Origin of the sequence: Thalassospira australica (assembly GCF_044790785.1) — a bacterium.
In the GTDB taxonomy this organism is placed as follows: Bacteria; Pseudomonadota; Alphaproteobacteria; order Rhodospirillales; family Thalassospiraceae; genus Thalassospira; species Thalassospira australica_A.
In genome coordinates this window covers 1,586,108-1,603,503 of the sequence record NZ_CP085258.1, presented here as the reverse complement: position 1 = coordinate 1,603,503, position 17,396 = coordinate 1,586,108, and the positions used below count along the sequence as shown (strand labels likewise).

General features: G+C 56.2%; 17 protein-coding genes. 4 read left to right on the top strand and 13 right to left on the bottom strand.

Annotated elements, in window-relative coordinates; all coding sequences use genetic code 11:
- The first annotated feature begins 107 nt into the window (after positions 1 to 107).
- A complete protein-coding gene (locus tag LG297_RS07645) occupies positions 108 to 1,298 on the top strand; it encodes an FAD-dependent oxidoreductase (protein ID WP_404426330.1) in 1,191 nt (396 codons plus the stop codon).
- 24 nt (positions 1,299 to 1,322) lie between these two features.
- Here the strand turns inward: LG297_RS07645 and LG297_RS07640 are convergent, their stop codons facing one another.
- The 9 genes from LG297_RS07640 to LG297_RS07600 all read right to left on the bottom strand — a co-directional run bounded on the left by LG297_RS07640 (position 1,323) and on the right by LG297_RS07600 (position 10,014).
- Positions 1,323 to 2,153 (bottom strand): phosphodiesterase, encoded by an 831-nt coding sequence (locus tag LG297_RS07640; RefSeq protein WP_404426329.1) that lies wholly within the window; start codon positions 2,151 to 2,153, stop codon positions 1,323 to 1,325.
- A gap of 25 nt (positions 2,154 to 2,178) precedes the next feature.
- The gene (locus LG297_RS07635; RefSeq protein WP_404426328.1) at positions 2,179 to 3,255 is read right to left on the bottom strand and encodes an ABC transporter ATP-binding protein; all 1,077 of its coding nucleotides are present in this window, start codon (positions 3,253 to 3,255) and stop codon (positions 2,179 to 2,181) included.
- Positions 3,252 to 4,070 (bottom strand): ABC transporter permease, encoded by an 819-nt coding sequence (locus LG297_RS07630; RefSeq protein WP_404426327.1) that lies wholly within the window; start codon positions 4,068 to 4,070, stop codon positions 3,252 to 3,254. Before LG297_RS07630 ends, LG297_RS07635 begins: the two co-directional genes overlap by 4 nt.
- A 2-nt stretch (positions 4,071 to 4,072) precedes the next feature.
- Entirely contained in the window at positions 4,073 to 4,990 is a 918-nt protein-coding gene (locus tag LG297_RS07625) for an ABC transporter permease (RefSeq protein ID WP_404426326.1), read from the bottom strand.
- Entirely contained in the window at positions 4,991 to 5,995 is a 1,005-nt protein-coding gene (locus LG297_RS07620) for an ABC transporter substrate-binding protein (RefSeq protein WP_404426325.1), read from the bottom strand. It lies immediately after the preceding gene.
- Positions 5,996 to 6,006: 11 nt separating this feature from the next.
- Positions 6,007 to 7,047 (bottom strand): LacI family DNA-binding transcriptional regulator, encoded by a 1,041-nt coding sequence (locus LG297_RS07615; RefSeq protein ID WP_404426324.1) that lies wholly within the window; start codon positions 7,045 to 7,047, stop codon positions 6,007 to 6,009.
- Between the two features lie 189 nt (positions 7,048 to 7,236).
- Complete coding sequence (locus tag LG297_RS07610; protein ID WP_404426323.1) at positions 7,237 to 7,791, bottom strand: sugar O-acetyltransferase; 555 nt, start codon at positions 7,789 to 7,791, stop codon at positions 7,237 to 7,239.
- 174 nt (positions 7,792 to 7,965) lie between these two features.
- A complete protein-coding gene (locus LG297_RS07605; RefSeq protein WP_404426322.1) occupies positions 7,966 to 8,436 on the bottom strand; it encodes a hypothetical protein in 471 nt (156 codons plus the stop codon).
- A gap of 456 nt (positions 8,437 to 8,892) precedes the next feature.
- Positions 8,893 to 10,014, bottom strand: coding sequence for a patatin-like phospholipase family protein (locus LG297_RS07600; RefSeq protein WP_404426321.1), 1,122 nt, complete (start codon positions 10,012 to 10,014; stop codon positions 8,893 to 8,895).
- 282 nt (positions 10,015 to 10,296) lie between these two features.
- Between LG297_RS07600 and vapB the strand changes: the two genes are divergently transcribed.
- Both vapB and vapC read left to right on the top strand, forming a co-directional pair.
- Positions 10,297 to 10,527: a type II toxin-antitoxin system VapB family antitoxin gene (vapB, locus tag LG297_RS07595; protein WP_404426320.1), complete on the top strand. Its 231-nt coding sequence runs from the start codon at positions 10,297 to 10,299 to the stop codon at positions 10,525 to 10,527.
- 3 nt (positions 10,528 to 10,530) lie between these two features.
- Entirely contained in the window at positions 10,531 to 10,929 is a 399-nt protein-coding gene (vapC, locus tag LG297_RS07590; protein WP_404426319.1) for a tRNA(fMet)-specific endonuclease VapC, read from the top strand.
- A gap of 50 nt (positions 10,930 to 10,979) precedes the next feature.
- Here vapC and LG297_RS07585 read toward each other — a convergent pair whose 3' ends face one another.
- The 4 genes from LG297_RS07585 to LG297_RS07570 all read right to left on the bottom strand — a co-directional run bounded on the left by LG297_RS07585 (position 10,980) and on the right by LG297_RS07570 (position 15,036).
- Positions 10,980 to 12,482: an AAA family ATPase gene (locus LG297_RS07585; protein WP_404426318.1), complete on the bottom strand. Its 1,503-nt coding sequence runs from the start codon at positions 12,480 to 12,482 to the stop codon at positions 10,980 to 10,982.
- A gap of 134 nt (positions 12,483 to 12,616) precedes the next feature.
- Positions 12,617 to 12,766 carry a hypothetical protein gene (locus LG297_RS07580; RefSeq protein WP_404426317.1) on the bottom strand — a complete coding sequence of 50 codons (150 nt, stop codon included), beginning with the start codon at positions 12,764 to 12,766 and terminating at the stop codon, positions 12,617 to 12,619.
- A 207-nt stretch (positions 12,767 to 12,973) separates the two neighbouring features.
- Entirely contained in the window at positions 12,974 to 13,678 is a 705-nt protein-coding gene (locus LG297_RS07575; RefSeq protein WP_404426316.1) for a hypothetical protein, read from the bottom strand.
- Between the two features lie 152 nt (positions 13,679 to 13,830).
- Positions 13,831 to 15,036 (bottom strand): LysR family transcriptional regulator, encoded by a 1,206-nt coding sequence (locus LG297_RS07570; protein ID WP_404426315.1) that lies wholly within the window; start codon positions 15,034 to 15,036, stop codon positions 13,831 to 13,833.
- Between the two features lie 423 nt (positions 15,037 to 15,459).
- Between LG297_RS07570 and LG297_RS07565 the strand changes: the two genes are divergently transcribed.
- Positions 15,460 to 16,905: a hypothetical protein gene (locus LG297_RS07565; RefSeq protein ID WP_404426314.1), complete on the top strand. Its 1,446-nt coding sequence runs from the start codon at positions 15,460 to 15,462 to the stop codon at positions 16,903 to 16,905.
- The last annotated feature ends 491 nt before the right edge of the window (positions 16,906 to 17,396 follow it).

Below are 17,396 nucleotides of genomic sequence, written 5' to 3'. Positions count from 1 at the left end.
TTGCGTATAATTCCGGGCCAAGGCACATTGCGGGCACATTGCGGCCCAACCACCAACATGCGACACTGCATCCGCATTCGAAGCCCGAATAAAACAGGGATAAAGACATGATCGAAACCGATATTCTGATTGCAGGCGGCGGCATCGCCGGCATGAGTGCGGCGGCCCGCTTTGCTGCCGACGGGCATAAGGTCATGATCGTCGATCCCGCCCCCGCCGACATTGGCGAGGGAACGGACCTTCGCACCACCGCCTTCCTGCAACCCGGTATCGAAACCCTTAAAAAGGCCGGCGTCTGGGACGCGATCAAACCGACGGGTGCCGAACTTCGCGTCATGCGCATCGTCGATGCCGGGGGCAATGAAATGACCCCGCGTGAAACCGCCGATTTTGACGGCGCTGAAACCACGCAGGGCTTCTTTGGCTGGAACGTGTCGAACAAGGCCGCCCGTGTTTCGCTGATGGCAAAACTTGAAACGCTACCCAATGTCGATTTCCGCTTTGCCACCAAAGTCACCGGCTTCATCGGCACCGCGCGTTATGGCGAGGCCACATTATCCGGCGGTGAAACCGTCCGCGCCAAGCTGGTCGTGGCCGCCGATGGCCGCAATTCATCGCTTCGCGACTTTGCCGGGATCAAACATCGCCGCTGGGCCTATGATCAAAGTGCATTGGTCTTTGTCGTCACCCACGACAAACCGCATGACAATATCTCGACCGAAATCCACCGCACCGGCGGGCCGCTGACCCTGGTCCCGATGCCCGATCTCGATGGCAAACCCTGCTCGTCCGTGGTCTGGATGGCCCCCGCCAACCGCGCCGAACAACTCTACAATATGGATGACGCCACCCTTTCGGCTGAAATCACCCACGACACGATACATCTGTTCGGGCCGCTCAAGGTCGCAAGCCCGCGCGCGGTCTGGCCGATGATATCCCAGGTCCCGTCGCGCCTGATTTCGGCAAGGCTTGCGCTGGTCGCCGAGGCCGCCCACGTCGTCCCGCCGATTGGCGCGCAGGGGCTTAACATGAGCCTCCATGACATCGAAACCCTGGCCGACCTGATGGCAAAGGCACGGCTCAAGGGCGATGACATCGGGGCCACCACGCTTCTGAAATCCTACGAACGCAAACAGCTCCCCAAAACGCTCGCACGGGTTGGTGGCATTGATTTGCTCAACCGCGCATCCATGTTCGAACCCAAAACACTGCGCGACCTGCGCTATGCCGGGCTGACCGCGATCAACCGCATCGGCCCGCTTCGCAAACTCGCAATCAAGGTCGGGGTGGGGAAATAACTTAGCCCCACCCGGTTCAACCATTCAAACAATCAGCTTCCCATCCGGCCCGAAAAACGGATGCGGTCCGTCATACCGGTCAAGATAGGCCAGATGCGTCATCAGGCTGTGCTGCCCGGCATCCCACACATGCAGATGCATCGCGGGCGGCTCCATGACAAAGGCCGATGGTCCATCGGCGCGTAAATCAAACGCCACCTGATGGGCAACCGACGGGCCGATCATCAACGGCACCCCGGCCCAGATCGTATGGATCGGGCGGTGCACATGACCACAGAAAATCGCCTTGATCCGGTCGCGATGCACCGAAACGATTGCCGCCAACTCATCCGCCCCCGCGCCCAGATTTTGCGCGTCCATATGGGCAATCCCGGTCCGGATCGGCGGATGATGCATGAAAATCGCGCAATCGCGACCATCCCCGTCCAGAAGCACATCGCGCAACCAGTCAAGCTGTGCCGCCCCCAAAACCCCACCCGGCTTACCTTCGTCAAGCGTATCCAGCGCAATCAGGCGCAGCGGAAAATCGTCGACCACATAATTCACAAACCCGGTATCGGCCCCAACCGGGGTGGCATCAGGGAAGGCATCACAAAGCGGCTGGCGGCGGTCATGGTTCCCCGGCACCATGAAATACGGGATCGTCAGTTTGGCAAGGATATCGGCCACAAGTTCATATTCGTCCCGGCTTCCAAGATCCCCGATATCGCCGGTAAACAGCACCACATCCGGGCGCGGCACCATCGCCATGACATGGGCAACCGCCTTTTCAAGCGCGCCTGCGGTATCCACCTTGCGATAGGCAAGCCTGCGGCCCGCCCCGATATGCAGGTCGGTCAATTGTGCAATCAGCATTTTCTTTGATTTCTTTCTTGTGTTCTTATGAATGGGCCGCAACAGCGGGAAAAACCGTCAGCCGGTCGGCATTGACCCGGCAATGCACATCGGCCCCGGCTTCAATCACGTCATCGGCATGGGTATCGATTGTCACCGCCTGCGGGCCGATCCCCGACACGGTCAAACGCAACCGTTCGCCCAGATACGAAACCGCCTCGACCCGGCCGGTAAAATGCGCCTCGCTCAGATCACAGGGCGAAAGCCCGTCCGCCCGGAAATAAAGCTCCACCGGGCCCTGATCGATAATCGCCCCATGGCGCGGATCAAACGCATCGACCGCATCAAAAACGTGGGCGCCGATATGCAATCGCCCGTCGCGCATCTGCCCTGTCATCCGGTTGGCCGCCCCGACGAAATCGGCAACAAACGGGTTTTGCGGCTTGCGATAAATCTCGCGCGGGGTGCCGATCTGCGCGATCTCGCCCTTTTGCATCACGACAATCCGGTCACCCAGCGCCATGGCTTCTTCCTGATCGTGGGTGACATAAACCGCGGTAATGCCAAGCTTGCGCAGAAGCGCATTGATCTCGGTGCGCAACCTTACACGCAGTTTCGCATCCAGCGCGGTCAGGGGTTCGTCGAGCAACAAGACACGCGGCTGCACCGCAATCGCGCGCGCCAATGCCACCCGCTGGCGCTGCCCGCCCGAAAGCTGATCAATCCGCCGATCCGCCAGCATATCGATATGCATCATTTCCAGCATCGCATCGACGCGCGCATCGCGTTCCGCGCGCGCCACCCCATGCACCTTAAGCCCATAGGCAACGTTTTGCGCCACCGTCATATTGGGAAACAGGGCATAGGACTGAAACACCATACCGACCCGGCGTTTTTCAATCGACTGGCGGGTGACATCATCCCCGTCAAAGCTGATCACACCGCCCGCATCGGGAAATTCCAACCCGGCAATCATGCGCAAAATCGTCGTCTTGCCGCATCCCGACGGGCCCAGCAGAACAATCGTTTCCCCGCCCTCGATCGTCAGGTCAAAGGGGGCCAAGGCGCGTGTGCCATCGGCAAAGGTTTTCGCACAATTGCGAAGTCTGATCTGCGTACTCATAACGTATCCTCCGCCGTATCGATGCGCTTGGATGCGCGATTGCCCCGGTTGGCAAGTGCCTGCATCGCAATCAGCAACGGCATGATCAAAACAAAGAAAATCAGGGTATAGGCACTGCCGATCTCAAGGCGCATGGAGGCATAGGCATCGGCAAGGCCGACCGGCAATGTTTTGGTAAGCGGCGTATGCAGCATCCAGGTCAGGTTGAATTCCCCGATGGATAGCGTCACCACCATCAGCGCACCGGCCAGAATACCCGGCTTGGCATTGGGCACGATGACGCCAAAGAACCGCCGCCAGAACCCGGCCCCAAGGCTTGCCGCCCCTTCTTCAAGCATCTTCATATCCATCGCCGCCATCACGGCTGCGACCGAGCGCACCATGAAAGGCAGGGTAAACAGAACATGCCCGGTCAGGATGAAAAGCCAGCTCGACCGATACCCGCCAACCCCGCCATAGGTAATCAGCAACGCCAGCGCCAATGCCAGCCCCGGAATGGCAACCGGAAGTGTGAGCAATTCCTCAAACAGCCGCATCATCCGGCTGGGCCGTCGCACCAGCACATAAGCCAGCGGCACACCGGCGACCAACGTCACCACAAGGCACGCCATCGCAATGCCAAGCGACAGCAGGATGCTTTGCGCATAAAGGTCCCAGACCTCAAACACCCAGCGCAGGGTCAATCCCGACGATAGCCCCTTGAACACATTGACCGTCACCCCGGCCAGGGCCGACATCACCACCGGCACCACGATAAACAGGCACAGCACAATCGTCAGACCAAGCTGGCTGTAAAATTTCCAGTCACGCCGCATGATCACGCTCCCCCGCCGGTGCCTGATGTCGCACCATTGCCAACGAAAACCCGCACCGCGGCCAGAACCGCCCATGTCATCGCGCCCAACGCGATGCTGAGCGCCGCTGCCACCGCGATATTGGCGTTTCGGGTAAATTCGGTATAGATCACCATCGGCAGAACATCGATATCGGTTGCCAGTGTAAAGGCCGTACCAAACGCGCCCATCGCGGTCGCAAAGCAGATCGCACCCGACGACACAAGACCGGGCATAAGCCCCGGCAGGATCACATCCCGGACCACCCGCCATGTCGGCGCGCCCAGCGACCGGGCCGCTTCTTCAAGCTGCGGATCAAGCTTCTCGGCCGATGCCATGACGGCCAAAATCACCCGCGGGATCGAAAAATAAAGATAGCCAACAAACAACCCGGTGATCTCATAGGCAAAGACGATCTTCTCGCCCCAAAGCGCATCCGTGATCGATCCGATCACACCCTGCCGTCCCGCCAGCATGATCACCATGAAACCAACCACCGTCCCCGGAAACGAGAGCGGCAGGGTCAAAAGGGCGGTAATCACATTGCGCCCGGCAAACCGGTTACGCACCAGAAACAGCCCGCAAACCCCGCACAGCACAAGGGCCGTCACCGTCACCCCCCCCGACATCACAAGCGTCTGGATCAGGCTTGCCAGATACCGATCATGGGTCAGGATCACGAAATAGGTCGCAAGCCCGTCGGGGCCATCCGCCACCCGCATCGCCACCAGCGCCATCGGAATGATGAAAAACGCCGCGACAATGATCAGGCCGGGCAACATCAACAATGCCAGAATGGCCGGGCTTCCCGCCCCCGGTGTTGCCCGCCCGAATAAAGAGGATAAAGCCCATGGGAAAGAAGGGCGCGAACGCCCCTCTTTGATATGTTCAACCGACGACACTTACCGCACCTCGGACAGATAACGCTCGCCAAAACCGGCCTGAACTTCGGCCATTTTGGCGTAATCGACCGGCTGGGAACGCTCATATTCCGCTGCCGGAAGGAACTTTTCCGATGCTTCCGGCGACATCGCCGATGCAATCACCGGGCGCAGGAACGCATTGGCCCAATGGGCCTGCCCCGCGTCCGACATCACATAATCCAGAACCTTTTTGCCATTCTCCGCATGCGGCCCGTTTTTCACCAGACTCATGACATAGGGAACCGCAACCGTACCCTCGGTCGGGATGACAAAGGCAACATTGGCCTCGTCCTTGTATTTCGCACGGTACGCGTTGAAATCATAATCGATCAGGATCGGAATTTCGCCCGACAGAACCCGCGCATAGGCGGTCTGTTTCGGCACGATCGGATCGTTTGCTTTCAGCTTCTTGAAAAACGCGATCCCCGGCGTGAAATCGTCAAGCGACCCGCCCATCGCCCGGTTGATCGCAACCGCACCGGCATAACCGACAAACGCGCTTGACGGGTCAAGATAGCCGACCATGCCCTTGTATTCCGGCTTCAGAAGGTCCGACCAGCTTTGCGGAACCGGCGCCCCGCCAAGGGCCTCGGTATTGACAAAAAGCCCGATTGTGCCGGAATGAATGGCAAACCACGCGCCGTTTTCATCTTTCAGGCCCGCCGGGATCTTGTCGAAATTGGCCGGTTTGTAATCGGCAACAACGCCTTCCTCTTTGGCCGTGATGCCAAACGAAACCCCGTAATAGGCAACATCGGCAACCGGATTATCCTTTTCCGCCAGAAGCTGCGACAAAGTCTGACCGGAATTCTTGTTGTCCTGCGGCACATCGATCTTAAGGTCGTGCGCAATGTTCTTGAGCTGCCCGCCCCAATCGGCCCATTCCGGCGGACAGTTATAGCAAATCGCAACATCTTCGGCGAAGGCGGGCTGCGCAGCCGCAACAGCAAACGCCGCACCCATGACAAGTTGTTTGAAACGCACTTTTGATCTTCCTATACTCGGGTTGATGAACGGCGTCGGGAATCCCCGCGGAATGTTCCAATGGAGTCCCCGTCGCTTAGATGATGAGGCAGCAACAAACTCTGCGGGTTTGTCTGCCCCTTGATCAGGCCGCGCAGGAATGCAAGCGCCTGCCGGCCCATCTCCTGGGTGGGTTGAACTGCCGAACACAGCTTTGGCGTGATCAGCCCACCCACCGAAATTCCGTCAATACCGCCAACCGAAACATCACCGGGCACCGATAACCCATGCGCCCGGCACGCGCTGATCGCGGCAATCGCCAGCATGTCGGTCGAACAGACAATCCCCGTGACCGCATCCGGCCCCAACAGCAAATCGCGCAATGGCTCCACCAGATCGGTCTCGCCAAACCGCACCTGCACCAGATGCTTTTTCTCAATCCCGGCCTGATCCAGCGCCCGGCAAAACCCGTCATAGCGCTGGCGCGACCGGTCCGAACTTTCAAACTGGCCTGCCACCATCACAAGCGACCGGTGCCCCTTGGCAATCATCGCATTGGTGATGTCAAAGGCGGACTTTGCGTTATCAACACTGATCGCGGCGATATCGGCGCGTTCGGGCTGGTTAAACAGCAACACGAACGGGATTTTCTCCGCCAGCAGCAAATCCACCACCGGATTGTTATCCGCATTGGCGAGCGTCAGGATCAACCCGTCGACGCGATTGTTCAAAAGGGCTGAAACCGCCCCCATTTCGCGTTCGGGATCATAATTCGAGGATGTCAGAAGGACGGTCAAACCTTCTTGATTGGCTTCCTGCTCGATCCCCTGCACCGATGTGGCAAATACCGGGTTGGCAAGGGTCGGCACCAGAACGCCGACCGTGCGGGTCTGGCTCATCTTCAACCGGCGGCCATTGATGTTGGGCCGGTAATTCAGATACCGCATCGCCGTATTGACGATTTCGGCGGTTTCCGCCGGAACCTCGCCGGGGAAATTGATCACGCGCGATACCGTCGCAATCGAAAGACCGGACTTGCGCGCCACATCGCGCATGGTGGGTTTTGACGACATACCAGAACTCCTGTAACGCCCCCACCATAGGCAAGTTACAAGTCAGTCTGATAACGCATTTATTGCCGTTTTATGAACATTTGAAACGTTTACATCGGCGGAAAACCGACACTTCCCGCTTTGCCCGATTGCACCGGATTTTCGCGACTGGCGCGCCGCATCGGGCGCGTTTTCATACCAGAAAAGGGCCTATCCGCCGATCACGCGCGCCGGATTGCCGACCACCGTGACCCCCGGCGCAACATCGCGCGTCACCACCGCACCCGCCCCGACAATCGCATCATCGCCAATGCTGACCCCGGCCAGGATGATGGCACCACCGCCAATCCAGACATTCCTGCCAATCGTCACCGGCAGGGCGATTTCAAGATGCTGCCGGCGAAGCTCCGGGTCCTTGTGATGCTGCGCGCAGTAAATCTGCACATTCGGGCCCAGCATTGAATGATCACCAATACTCACCGAAGCCGTATCAAGGATCGTGCAGCCGACATTGATGAACACCTCGCGCCCAAGGTGGATATTGACCCCGTATGCACAATGAAACCGCGTTTCGATCCGAACGTCTTCGGCACAGGATGCAAACAGCGTGCGCAGCTTCGGCGCGATATTGCCGCGCTCCGACGGGCTCATCATGCTGTGTTCATGCACCGCCTCATGGGCGCGTGCGCGCATCGCATCAAGCTCCGGGTCAAGGCAGCTATACCACTGCCCGGATTTCATTTTTTCAAGCTCGCTTTGGGGCATTTTCATCCGGCGACGTTGTTGACGATGGCGGGCCCCAGATTACGCCCCGCCCGCATCTCGCGCAAACAAAAGAAACCCGCATATGTGGGGGCATATGCGGGCTTTTATGACAGGTTCATCAGGGAGACGTCTTCAAACCTGCCAGTCGGGTCTTCAGGGAGGAGGCAAAAACGTTTACTTCACCACAAGCTTGTAATTCGGCGTGGTATTAAGCGGGCAGCTATACAGATACTCGCCGGGTTCAAGCGTCACGGCATAATCCTTGGTCTTGCCCTGCAAAAGGCCGCCGCCCGACACCGAAATTTTCTGGCTCAGTATCTTGTCGGTCCAGTCGTAATCCTTGTCACGCAGCCAGAAACCGACCTCGTATGGCACGCCGTCATTCGCCACCCGGAAAATGTAATCACCGGGGGCCAGCGTCATTTCACCGGCCTTTTCCACCCGCTGATCACCGCTTTCGTTATTGATCGCAACGCAATCGGCTTTCTTGGTGCTGGTGTAATGATGGTTGGTGCCCTCGGGCTCCAGAAACTGGCACGGCACCTGGGTAATCTCGATCACCTGCGGGGCTGCGGATGCCGCCCCCGCCATCATGACCATGGCAGCCCCCAACGCGCCGCCCGCGACAATAACCGATTTCAACATCTGCTTATCTCCGGATTGATCTTTCCATCCGGTGTAAACGGCTTTGCCGCTAATCGGAAATCAAGCCCCGATCACAGGTTGGAGAGCCGCGCGAGAGCAGCCGCCCACCCCCGTCATTCCCGCGCACGCGGGAATCCAGTCCTTCGTTCCGCAACTTCAAAACCAGCCACCGAGCCCGCAAGCCCCATGGACTCCCGCCTTCGCGGGAGTGACGAACGGGCGGAAAACCCCTCCCCAAAAACCGTCATTCCCGCGCACGCGGGAATCCAGTCTTCCGCACCGCAACCTCAAACCCCGCCACCGAGCCCGCAAGCCCCATGGACTCCCGCCTCCGCAAGAGTGACGAACGGATGGAAAAGCAACACCCCCAAAAACCGTCATTCCCGCGCACGCGGGAATCCAGCCCTCCGTGCCGCATCCTCAAACCCCACCGCCGACCCCGCAAGCCCTCCCGCGTCAATCCGGCGCAAACTGATCAAGGTCCAGTGTCGGCCGTTGGCCAATATCGCCGCGATGCTTTTTCAAAAACTGTGCGGCCGCCTCGCGCCCCTTGTCACGCAGCATGGTCATGAAATCCCATTCGGCATTGAGCTTGGAGGATTGATCAAGCTCCAGCATCACATCGCTTGCGATGCAATGCATCCGCATCGCTCCCCATTTGCTCGCTTCACACGCATGGTCGGGCATGTCGCGGCGCAGGATCGAAATCATCCGAAGCTCTTTCATCAGGCTGCTGTTGAACGATACCTCGTTTAACCGGTTGGAAATCTCGCGCGATGATTTCGGCACACCGGCCCGTTTGACCGGGTTGATCTGCACCAGTACCGTATCATCCGATCCGCATTCGCGCACCAGCGGCCCCAGGCTCGGATTGCCGGAATATCCACCGTCCCAATAGGGCACCCCGTCAATCTCAATCGCCTTGTAAATCGTCGGCAGACAGGCCGATGCCAACAGCACATCAACCGTGATATCCGGGTTGCGAAACACCCGCCCCTGCCCGGTTTCAACATTGGTCGCAGTGACAAAAAGCTTGGCCGGGCTTTCATTGAGCGCCTTGAAATCGACGACCTCGTTCAAAATCGCGGCCAGCGGATTATCCCCCGCCGGGTTCAGGTCATAGGGCGAAAACACCCGCGCACTCATATCAAGCCACATATAAGCCAGCGAGTTTTCAAGCGACCAGTTGCCAAACAGAATATCCATCGGGCTGCGCTGAAGCGGGCTGTACCGTGCGGCCTCCGATACCGCGCGCCAGAATGTCTCAAGGTCGATCCGGGCGCCCTCATAACCGCCCTTGGCAAAGCCCGACGTCACCACCGCGGCATTCATCGCCCCGGCCGAGGTGCCCGAAATCGCCTCAACCGTGATTTCCTCATCCTCCAGCAACCGGTCAAGCACGCCCCACGTAAACGCCCCATGCGACCCGCCGCCCTGCAACGCCAGACTGATATGCTTGCGCGGCTTCTTGGCCTTGCCGTTCCCGTTGCCGTTGGTCTTGCCGCCGGTTTTGCCGTTCGCTTTCCCGCTCCCGTTCGCCTTGGTCTTCGCGGTCGGTTTCTTCGCACTCTCGCTCATGCCAACTCCTGCACCATCTCACACGCGGGCCACGCCCACCCTGATCATATGTTGCACATGCGAAGAATTACCAGTTTGGAAGGGTTAAAAGAAAATGGTGCCTTTTACGGAACGCACCCCGTCCGCCAATATATGAGCCCCACCATCCGCCCTTCCCCGTCACCCTCGCGAACGCAGGGGTCCATCGCGCCACAGGCTCCGCACTATGTATATACCCTTGACATATACTGCTCCGCATAACAAAATATATGCAACACGTATATACCAACCGGAGCCCCCGCGATGACCCAGGCATCCATCTTTCTGAACAACAAAACCCAGGCCGTCCGCCTGCCCAAAGACGTTGCCTTCCCCGAAGGCATCAAATCGGTCGAGGTCTTCGCGGTCGGCAATACCCGCGTGATCGTGCCCGCCGATCAGTTATGGGACAGCTTCTTTGACGCGCATAGCGTCTCGGACGATTTCATGAGCACCCGCAACCAGCCGGACATGCAAAAGCGCGAGGATTTCTAGGCAATGCTGCGCTTCATGCTCGATACCAATATCTGCATCTATACGATCAAAAACCGCCCGCCATCGGTGCGCGAACAGTTCAACCGATACAGCGGGGCAATGTGCATTTCGACCGTCACACAGGCCGAACTGATCTATGGCGCAATGAAATCGGCCCAGCCCGAAAGAAACCTCAAAACCATCGAAGAATTCGCCGCCCGCCTCTCGGTGCTGGATTTCGACACCAACGCCGCCGGTCATTACGGCGATATCCGCAGCATCCTTGAAAAACGGGGCAACATCATCGGCCCCTACGATCTCATGATCGCAGGCCACGCGCGCAGTCAAGGACTGACGCTGGTCACGAATAATATGCGGGAGTTTGAGCGGGTGGATGGATTGCGGGCTGAGGATTGGGTTTGACTAACTCTCATTCAAATACTCCATCGGTTCCCAGATTCTCATTTTCTTGTTCACCTTAACTTCGGGGCTATCAAGTTCAGAATATCATCCCTCCTATGCTCAAAATCTTGAACAACAAACTGCGCGCATAATTTTGCACGAATTGCTTCTTTTGGTCGAGCAAGCTGAACGGAAAGATCATTTATTATATCGCCAACTGCCTTTTTCGCGCGTTTTCTACGTTCTTTTCCAGCAAATCCATTTATGGAATTCAACAATTCCTGTTTTAGTACCAGTAAATTATTATCAAACTGCCTCCGTAACATGTTTTCCGAAACAACTCTGTTTTGTTGGAAGCACTCAATAAGGCCCACCTCTGGCGTCCAAGGTAGAAAAGCGATTTTTTCTCCGAGCCCCTTCAATATTGCTAATTGTTCATGGTCCTCATCGACTTCCCATTTAGCAAGAGTTTCAGCCTGAACGTCTTGATCAAGAAGCGCACAACAACGGGTTCCTTGAGGCAACATAGCTCCATGATAATGTAAAAATCGAATAACAGCATCATACCCTCCGATTGGTGCCACACGTGTAGTTGGACACATAGAAGGGTTATCAAAGATGACTGAAGACACTTCTTTTATTAAGGCCTCTACAATTTCTCGGGCCATCTCGTCTTCAACATAGAATACAACATCAGGTGCCCTCTCCTCACCTAAAGTTATGTTTCCCAACGCAAAAGTAGGAAAGCACCCTTCCAATGCCACCACCTCGTTGTCAATATTTCGCTCTAGAAATATAATCATTTCTCTCGGAACAACTTTTAATAGACTTACCGAGTGCGTTGAGAACAATACTGTTAAATTTTTACTTGAGGCCATTGAGACAAGATAATTGTATAATTGAATTTGGGCCCGTGGATGCAGAGCCATTTCAAGTTCATCAATCAACACAAGTGATTTTTCTGGGCATTGACCAATTTTCTCGAGAAGCTTCAAAACACACAACTCACCTAAACTAAAATTTTTTTCCGAATGATATGCAGCAGGATGTTCTTTAACCTTTAAAAGGTAAGCACGGTTACCTGCTCCTGTTGTTAAATTTATTGTTTTCAAATCGTCAAATTTGTTGGTTTCAAATATTTTGTTTGCAGCCTCAATTATATCGGCTGGAGCTTTTCGAACTCTGACGGGTTCAAAATCATCTGGACGCGGGGTAATTCTATCTGCAGTTGCCCCAACATAAATCACACTTGGATAACCAAATTGATTTAACAACTTACTATTTCTTCGAGGTCTCGGTGTCCAACGTGCTCCTCCGTAAGCGTAATTAACAGTACGGTTGCCAATGGAATAGGAAATATTCGCTCCAGCAAAATTATCAAGGCGATCAGATTCTATTGAAGATGGGAAATGAGTTGCAAACGCTTGAGGATAACCGATACGGCGCAAGCAACCGAGAAGTGATGTTTTTCCTGCTCCATTACCTGCGCACAATAAACGCACTCCCGGCTTAGGCATGGTAAACTCTAGCCGCTTAATATTACGAAGTTCAGTAATTGTAATCTTCCCAGTCATTCCGTCCCCATGAAAAACTATTAATCCCATCGAGAATCATGGATGAAGGATACAAAAAAAGAAACATTTAATAGATAAATCCTGTACAATTTTCTATTTAAAGTAAAAGTTAGCAGCTTAATCTTTCCCCAACCTCACCCCCACTCAATCGCCGCAGGCAAATCCATTTTCGGGGCCTGCTCGATCACCATCGCAAGGAATATCCGTGCAATCGGTAACAGGCTTCTGCTTTGGCGGGTGATGATACCAATCGGGCGTTTGCGGATGGGGTCGCATAGTGGCACGAATGCCAGCTTTCAGGACCGCAACGCGACACATAAAAAAGGAGGTAAAGCCCCGAACAATCATCCCTCAAGGCTAACGCCTAGCGGACCATCTTCGGGCCAAACCTCCAGCATCGAAATGGCACCGGCCCGACCATCCGTCAATATGAACCGGCTTGGCGCTTGAGAATGCGGATCGTAACGGGGGCAAGAACCGGTACTTTAGCGTCACGCACTCAAATCAACGCGATGCGCACCGTCATTCGTCTGCTCCCACCACGTCAAAGCTTCACGATAGGCGGGCATATTCGGATAATCGTTCGAGTTACCACCTCTGGCAATCACCTGATCCCAAGCTTCCACCAGCTTGTCCACAACCCGGTCGCCCGTACCGACTTCCTCTGTTCCACCACTCAGCATATACGCTTTCTGGACCGAAGCCCGCCCGACCGCCCATTCAAAAGAGGCTTTTTCGTCGTCACTTGCCGCGTCTAAGAAATCCAGAATGGCTCGGTACGCTTTTGTACCGTTGTCAGAAAGCGGATCGTTTGCATTGATGATATCCGAAATTCTGGCCGAAACCTGGTATTTGGCTGCAACTATTTCGTCGTCTGTGAAAAGGCCACCTTCGTTACTGGAAATTGCAAAAAGCGTTTGACGATCAAAGTCCTTGAACCCGATAGCGTCCCATTCATCACCTGTCGTCCGCGTAGTGCCGGTCGTTCCAAGTCTGGCATATCCGGCATCAATCTTTTCTCTTGCCGTTGCGGCTGCACTGGCAAGGGAACCGGCGGGCGCTTTTGTGGCTCCCGGCGTCGATTTTTCTGCCGGGGCGGGTGCATTTTCCGATTTTGGCGAAGGAGACTGTTTTTGTCCGGCATTTGCCAAGACATGGGAATAGCTACCCGTCGAAAGGCCGGAAACAGAAGTCATAATCGCCCCTTGCGCATGTTGAATGCCCTGCATCTCAGGAGAAATTATCGTAATCTATTCAATTATAACCTGCAATTAAATTCAACTTTTGCGTGTTCACCCAACACATCCTTACACTAAAAACAGTTCCAGAACACAAGGCCACTACCCCCTCACCCCCACTCAATCGCCGCAGGCAAATCCATTTTCGGGGCCTGTTCCATCACCATCGCAAGGAAGATCCGCGCAATCGGTGACAGGCTTCTGCTTTGCCGCGTGATGATGCCAATCGGGCGTTTGCGGACGGGGTCGCACAGCGGCACGAAGGCCAGCTTTCCGGGTGCCGCAAGGTCGGCGACCCTTGCTGCCAGTTCCGGCAGGACCGTGATCCCCACCCCTTCGGCCACCATCGCGGCCAGCGTGATCGTGTTGGATGTTTCGACAATCGGGCGCAATTGCGCGATCGGGTCGATCATGGTGCTACCCGATCCGTCCGCCGCACGGCCGCCGTTTTTGGCGTCCTCGGCACGCTTCGCAAGGGTTGCCTTCGCCACCCGTTCAATCGCCCGTTCGCTGGCATTCGCCCGGCGCAAGGCCATTTGCGCCTCGGGCAGACCAAGGGCCGCGGCCCGCTTCACCGCAGGCGATGCCGTGACCTCCGCCGGGTCCACCGGCACCTCTCCCGCGCCGCGCCCGCCAGAACCAGCAGCACCACCAGCGTCACCCGCGTCACCGGCCCAGCTTCCCTGTGCCGCCATCATCGCGCGCGTGCCCGATTCCGGGCCCAGCCCGACAAACGCCTGATCGGCCAGTTCCGACCACGCAATCGCACTGCGTCTGGCAAAGGCATGGGTCGGGCGGCACAGCACCCCGAACCGGTCGGAAAACAGCGGGCTGAACGCAATATCGGGCAGGGCATGCCATTCCCCGGCAATGCCAAAATCCGCCTCGTTGCGCGCCACCGCCTCATGCACCTCGCCCGCATTCAGCTCGTCCAGGCGAAGCCGTGCATCGGGATGTTCGTCGACAAACCGGCTGATCACGCCGGGCAGAATGCGCGTCAGGACCGAGGGGGCGGCGGCAATGCGGATCGTCCCGCCAATGCCCTTGGACAGCGCATCAAGATCGCCAAGCGCCTCTTCAAACTCGCTGATCAACCGGCGTGCCGTTGGTAAAAACCGCGCGCCGGTGGCGCTTAACGTCACCTGTCGCGTCGTGCGATCAAAAAGCGGCGTCCCCGCCACATCCTCGAACTGCCGGATCGTCGCCGTCAATCCCGACGGCGTCAGCCCCAAAACCTCCGCCGCGGCGGTAAAGGTGCCATGATCGGCGACCGCCACAAAAACCCGCATATGGCGCAAACTGATGGAAGACAGCATGTTTCATCCGCTAACTGATTGACCGAACTGCAACACTAACGGGTAACGCGCCGATTGTGCAGCTATTCCTGCATGCGGCCCCGCCCCCGTCGCCAAACCGCCCCAAAAGCCCACACCACGCGCCCCCCCGGCACCACGGAGCACAACACACGGCCCCGCAGCATCAAACCACCCACACCCCGTCATTCCCGCGCCCGCGGGAATCCAGTCCTTGGTGCCGCATCCACTTCATCCGGTCATTTCAAAAACCGTGCCCGTGGCGAGATGGATTCCGGGTCTTCGCCCGGAATGACGGATAGGGGATGAGCTTGCCAACGACAAAACCTCTCCCGCCCCCACCGGTTTTATATCGCCAAACGCTACTTTAAAGGGCATTCTGATGCGCAATCACACCCGCGCGAAACAGAGAATGAATTCAGGGATATGACGGAAGAAGTCGAACAGGAAAGACCAACGCTGGAAGGCAACGAAGCCCTATACCTTTGGCGTCAAGGGCGAGCGGCTTGGAACAGTTGGGTTGATCAGCATCCAGGTTGGGACATCAGTTTCAGGGGTATTGATTTCTCGACTGAACGGGACTCCCAAGGAGATTTACACTTCTCGGGCTATCACTTCGGCAGTGGTCAAGTGAATTTCTCCAAAACCACTTTTGGCGACGGCAACGTCTACTTCTCCAACGCCGAATTCGGCGATAGCAACTTGTACTTCGTTAGCTGCACTTTCGGAAATGGCAGCTTAGTATTTTCTAACGCAACTTTCGGCAACAGCAACATCTACTTCTCAGGAACTAATTTTGGCGATGGAATTATTTACTTCTCAAGAACTAATTTTGGAGATGGCGATTTAGTATTTTCTGAAACAAATTTTGGTATAGGAAATGTGTATTTTTATGAATCAAATTTCGGAAATGGAAAAGTTGAATTCAGAAATACTACCGTCGAAGGTGGGAATTTATACTTTATTGGGGCTACATTTGGGAATGGAGAAATTAATTTCTCCTCATCTAATCTAGAGAACAGCGAGGTGTCCTTCTCAGAAACAATTTTTGGTGACGGTAGATTGGATTTCTCCGGTGCGAGTTTTAAAGAATTATTTTTTAATCCGAAAGAAATTGGATCAAACCACGTTGTAGCTCAAGGTGTATCGATCAAGAGCCGAGCTGTTTTTATGCTCCCGCCTTCTGCTGCTGCATTGAAACATTTTGAACTTTTTGGTGCATCATTTAACGGCCCACTGTTTTTATCCGGCAATCTAGGCATCGTCCCAGATATTAGGGCCACACGATCCTCTCACCAGATTGAACTCAGCGACCTAAACGTTAAATTGCGGCGCATTTGGAAATGGCGTAGTTGGCCTCCAAAACTATCGCGTATAGCTGAAGATCAGCAAGACTGGGCAAGGTTGCGCCGCCTCAAAGAAATCGCCGAAACCAACAAGGATCATCAGGCCGCGTTACGCTTTTCCGCCGATGAAAACCGGGCGAAACGCTGGATTGAAACCTCGTGGTTTGGCTCGGTTCTCGACATGGCCTTTAGCGCGTTCAGCGATTACGGCCAGAATATCCTGCGGCCCTTTGTCGCCCTTATCATCCTCACCGCCGCCAGCATGGGCCTGTATAAAACATTGGCGACAGAAACATCCGCCGCCGGGTGGGAAGGTTGGGCACAAGCCGCCCTGCTATCCGCCAGCAACAGCCTGCCCTTCCTCCCGCAATCACGGGACTTGCGCGAAGATGCGCTAACAGCCCTTCACGGCACGACCACCACCCCCGACTTATGGGTCAACACCCTCATGATCACCCAAGGCGTACTCAGTTTCGCCTTCCTGTTCCTGATCGGCCTTGGCCTGCGCAACCGGTTCCGTCTGTAAGGCACGGCACGGTCAATCCCCCCCCCCGTCATTCCCGCGCACGCGGGAATCCAGTCCTCCGTACCGTATCCGCCAAAATCGTCCCCGAGCCCACCGCCCCATGAACTTCCGCCTCTGCGGGAGGGACGGAACGAGGGGGCGGCACACGATAGCTGGCACAAGCGATCACGTCGGTGCTTCGCCGCCCCGGTTCCGGTTCACCCCGCCCCGCCCTTCCGGGCACAGGCCCGGCCGCCATCGCACCATAGGCAACCGATTTCGCCTTGTGGCAATATCGGGCCGGGACCGGATCAGGGCCAGAGTACGGGCCGGGGGACGAGCCAGAATCAAGGGCTGAAATATGGCTCCAACAGCATCAATAAAAATCATATGATAATACTTTTATAATTTCCCGCGCCGACGGCGGCTCAAAGCGCTGAACACCAGCGTTTTCCTGATGGATCGGGACCATTTGCGCGCCAGAACGGCGGTATAATTTATACCAAACTCAT

Excerpts from the sequence above, each read along its gene's own strand:
- vapC (WP_404426319.1), top strand. The coding sequence starts at position 10,531 with ATGCTGCGCTTCATGCTCGATACCAATATCTGCATCTATACGATCAAA.
- LG297_RS07640 (WP_404426329.1), bottom strand. The coding sequence starts at position 2,153 with ATGCTGATTGCACAATTGACCGACCTGCATATCGGGGCGGGCCGCAGG.
- LG297_RS07635 (WP_404426328.1), bottom strand. The coding sequence starts at position 3,255 with ATGAGTACGCAGATCAGACTTCGCAATTGTGCGAAAACCTTTGCCGAT.
- LG297_RS07630 (WP_404426327.1), bottom strand. The coding sequence starts at position 4,070 with ATGCGGCGTGACTGGAAATTTTACAGCCAGCTTGGTCTGACGATTGTG.
- LG297_RS07570 (WP_404426315.1), bottom strand. The coding sequence starts at position 15,036 with ATGCTGTCTTCCATCAGTTTGCGCCATATGCGGGTTTTTGTGGCGGTC.
- LG297_RS07575 (WP_404426316.1), bottom strand. The coding sequence starts at position 13,678 with ATGACTTCTGTTTCCGGCCTTTCGACGGGTAGCTATTCCCATGTCTTG.
- LG297_RS07645 (WP_404426330.1), top strand. The coding sequence starts at position 108 with ATGATCGAAACCGATATTCTGATTGCAGGCGGCGGCATCGCCGGCATG.
- LG297_RS07615 (WP_404426324.1), bottom strand. The coding sequence starts at position 7,047 with ATGTCGTCAAAACCCACCATGCGCGATGTGGCGCGCAAGTCCGGTCTT.
- LG297_RS07585 (WP_404426318.1), bottom strand. The coding sequence starts at position 12,482 with ATGACTGGGAAGATTACAATTACTGAACTTCGTAATATTAAGCGGCTA.
- LG297_RS07600 (WP_404426321.1), bottom strand. The coding sequence starts at position 10,014 with ATGAGCGAGAGTGCGAAGAAACCGACCGCGAAGACCAAGGCGAACGGG.
- vapB (WP_404426320.1), top strand. The coding sequence starts at position 10,297 with ATGACCCAGGCATCCATCTTTCTGAACAACAAAACCCAGGCCGTCCGC.
- LG297_RS07565 (WP_404426314.1), top strand. The coding sequence starts at position 15,460 with ATGACGGAAGAAGTCGAACAGGAAAGACCAACGCTGGAAGGCAACGAA.
- LG297_RS07610 (WP_404426323.1), bottom strand. The coding sequence starts at position 7,791 with ATGCCCCAAAGCGAGCTTGAAAAAATGAAATCCGGGCAGTGGTATAGC.
- LG297_RS07605 (WP_404426322.1), bottom strand. The coding sequence starts at position 8,436 with ATGTTGAAATCGGTTATTGTCGCGGGCGGCGCGTTGGGGGCTGCCATG.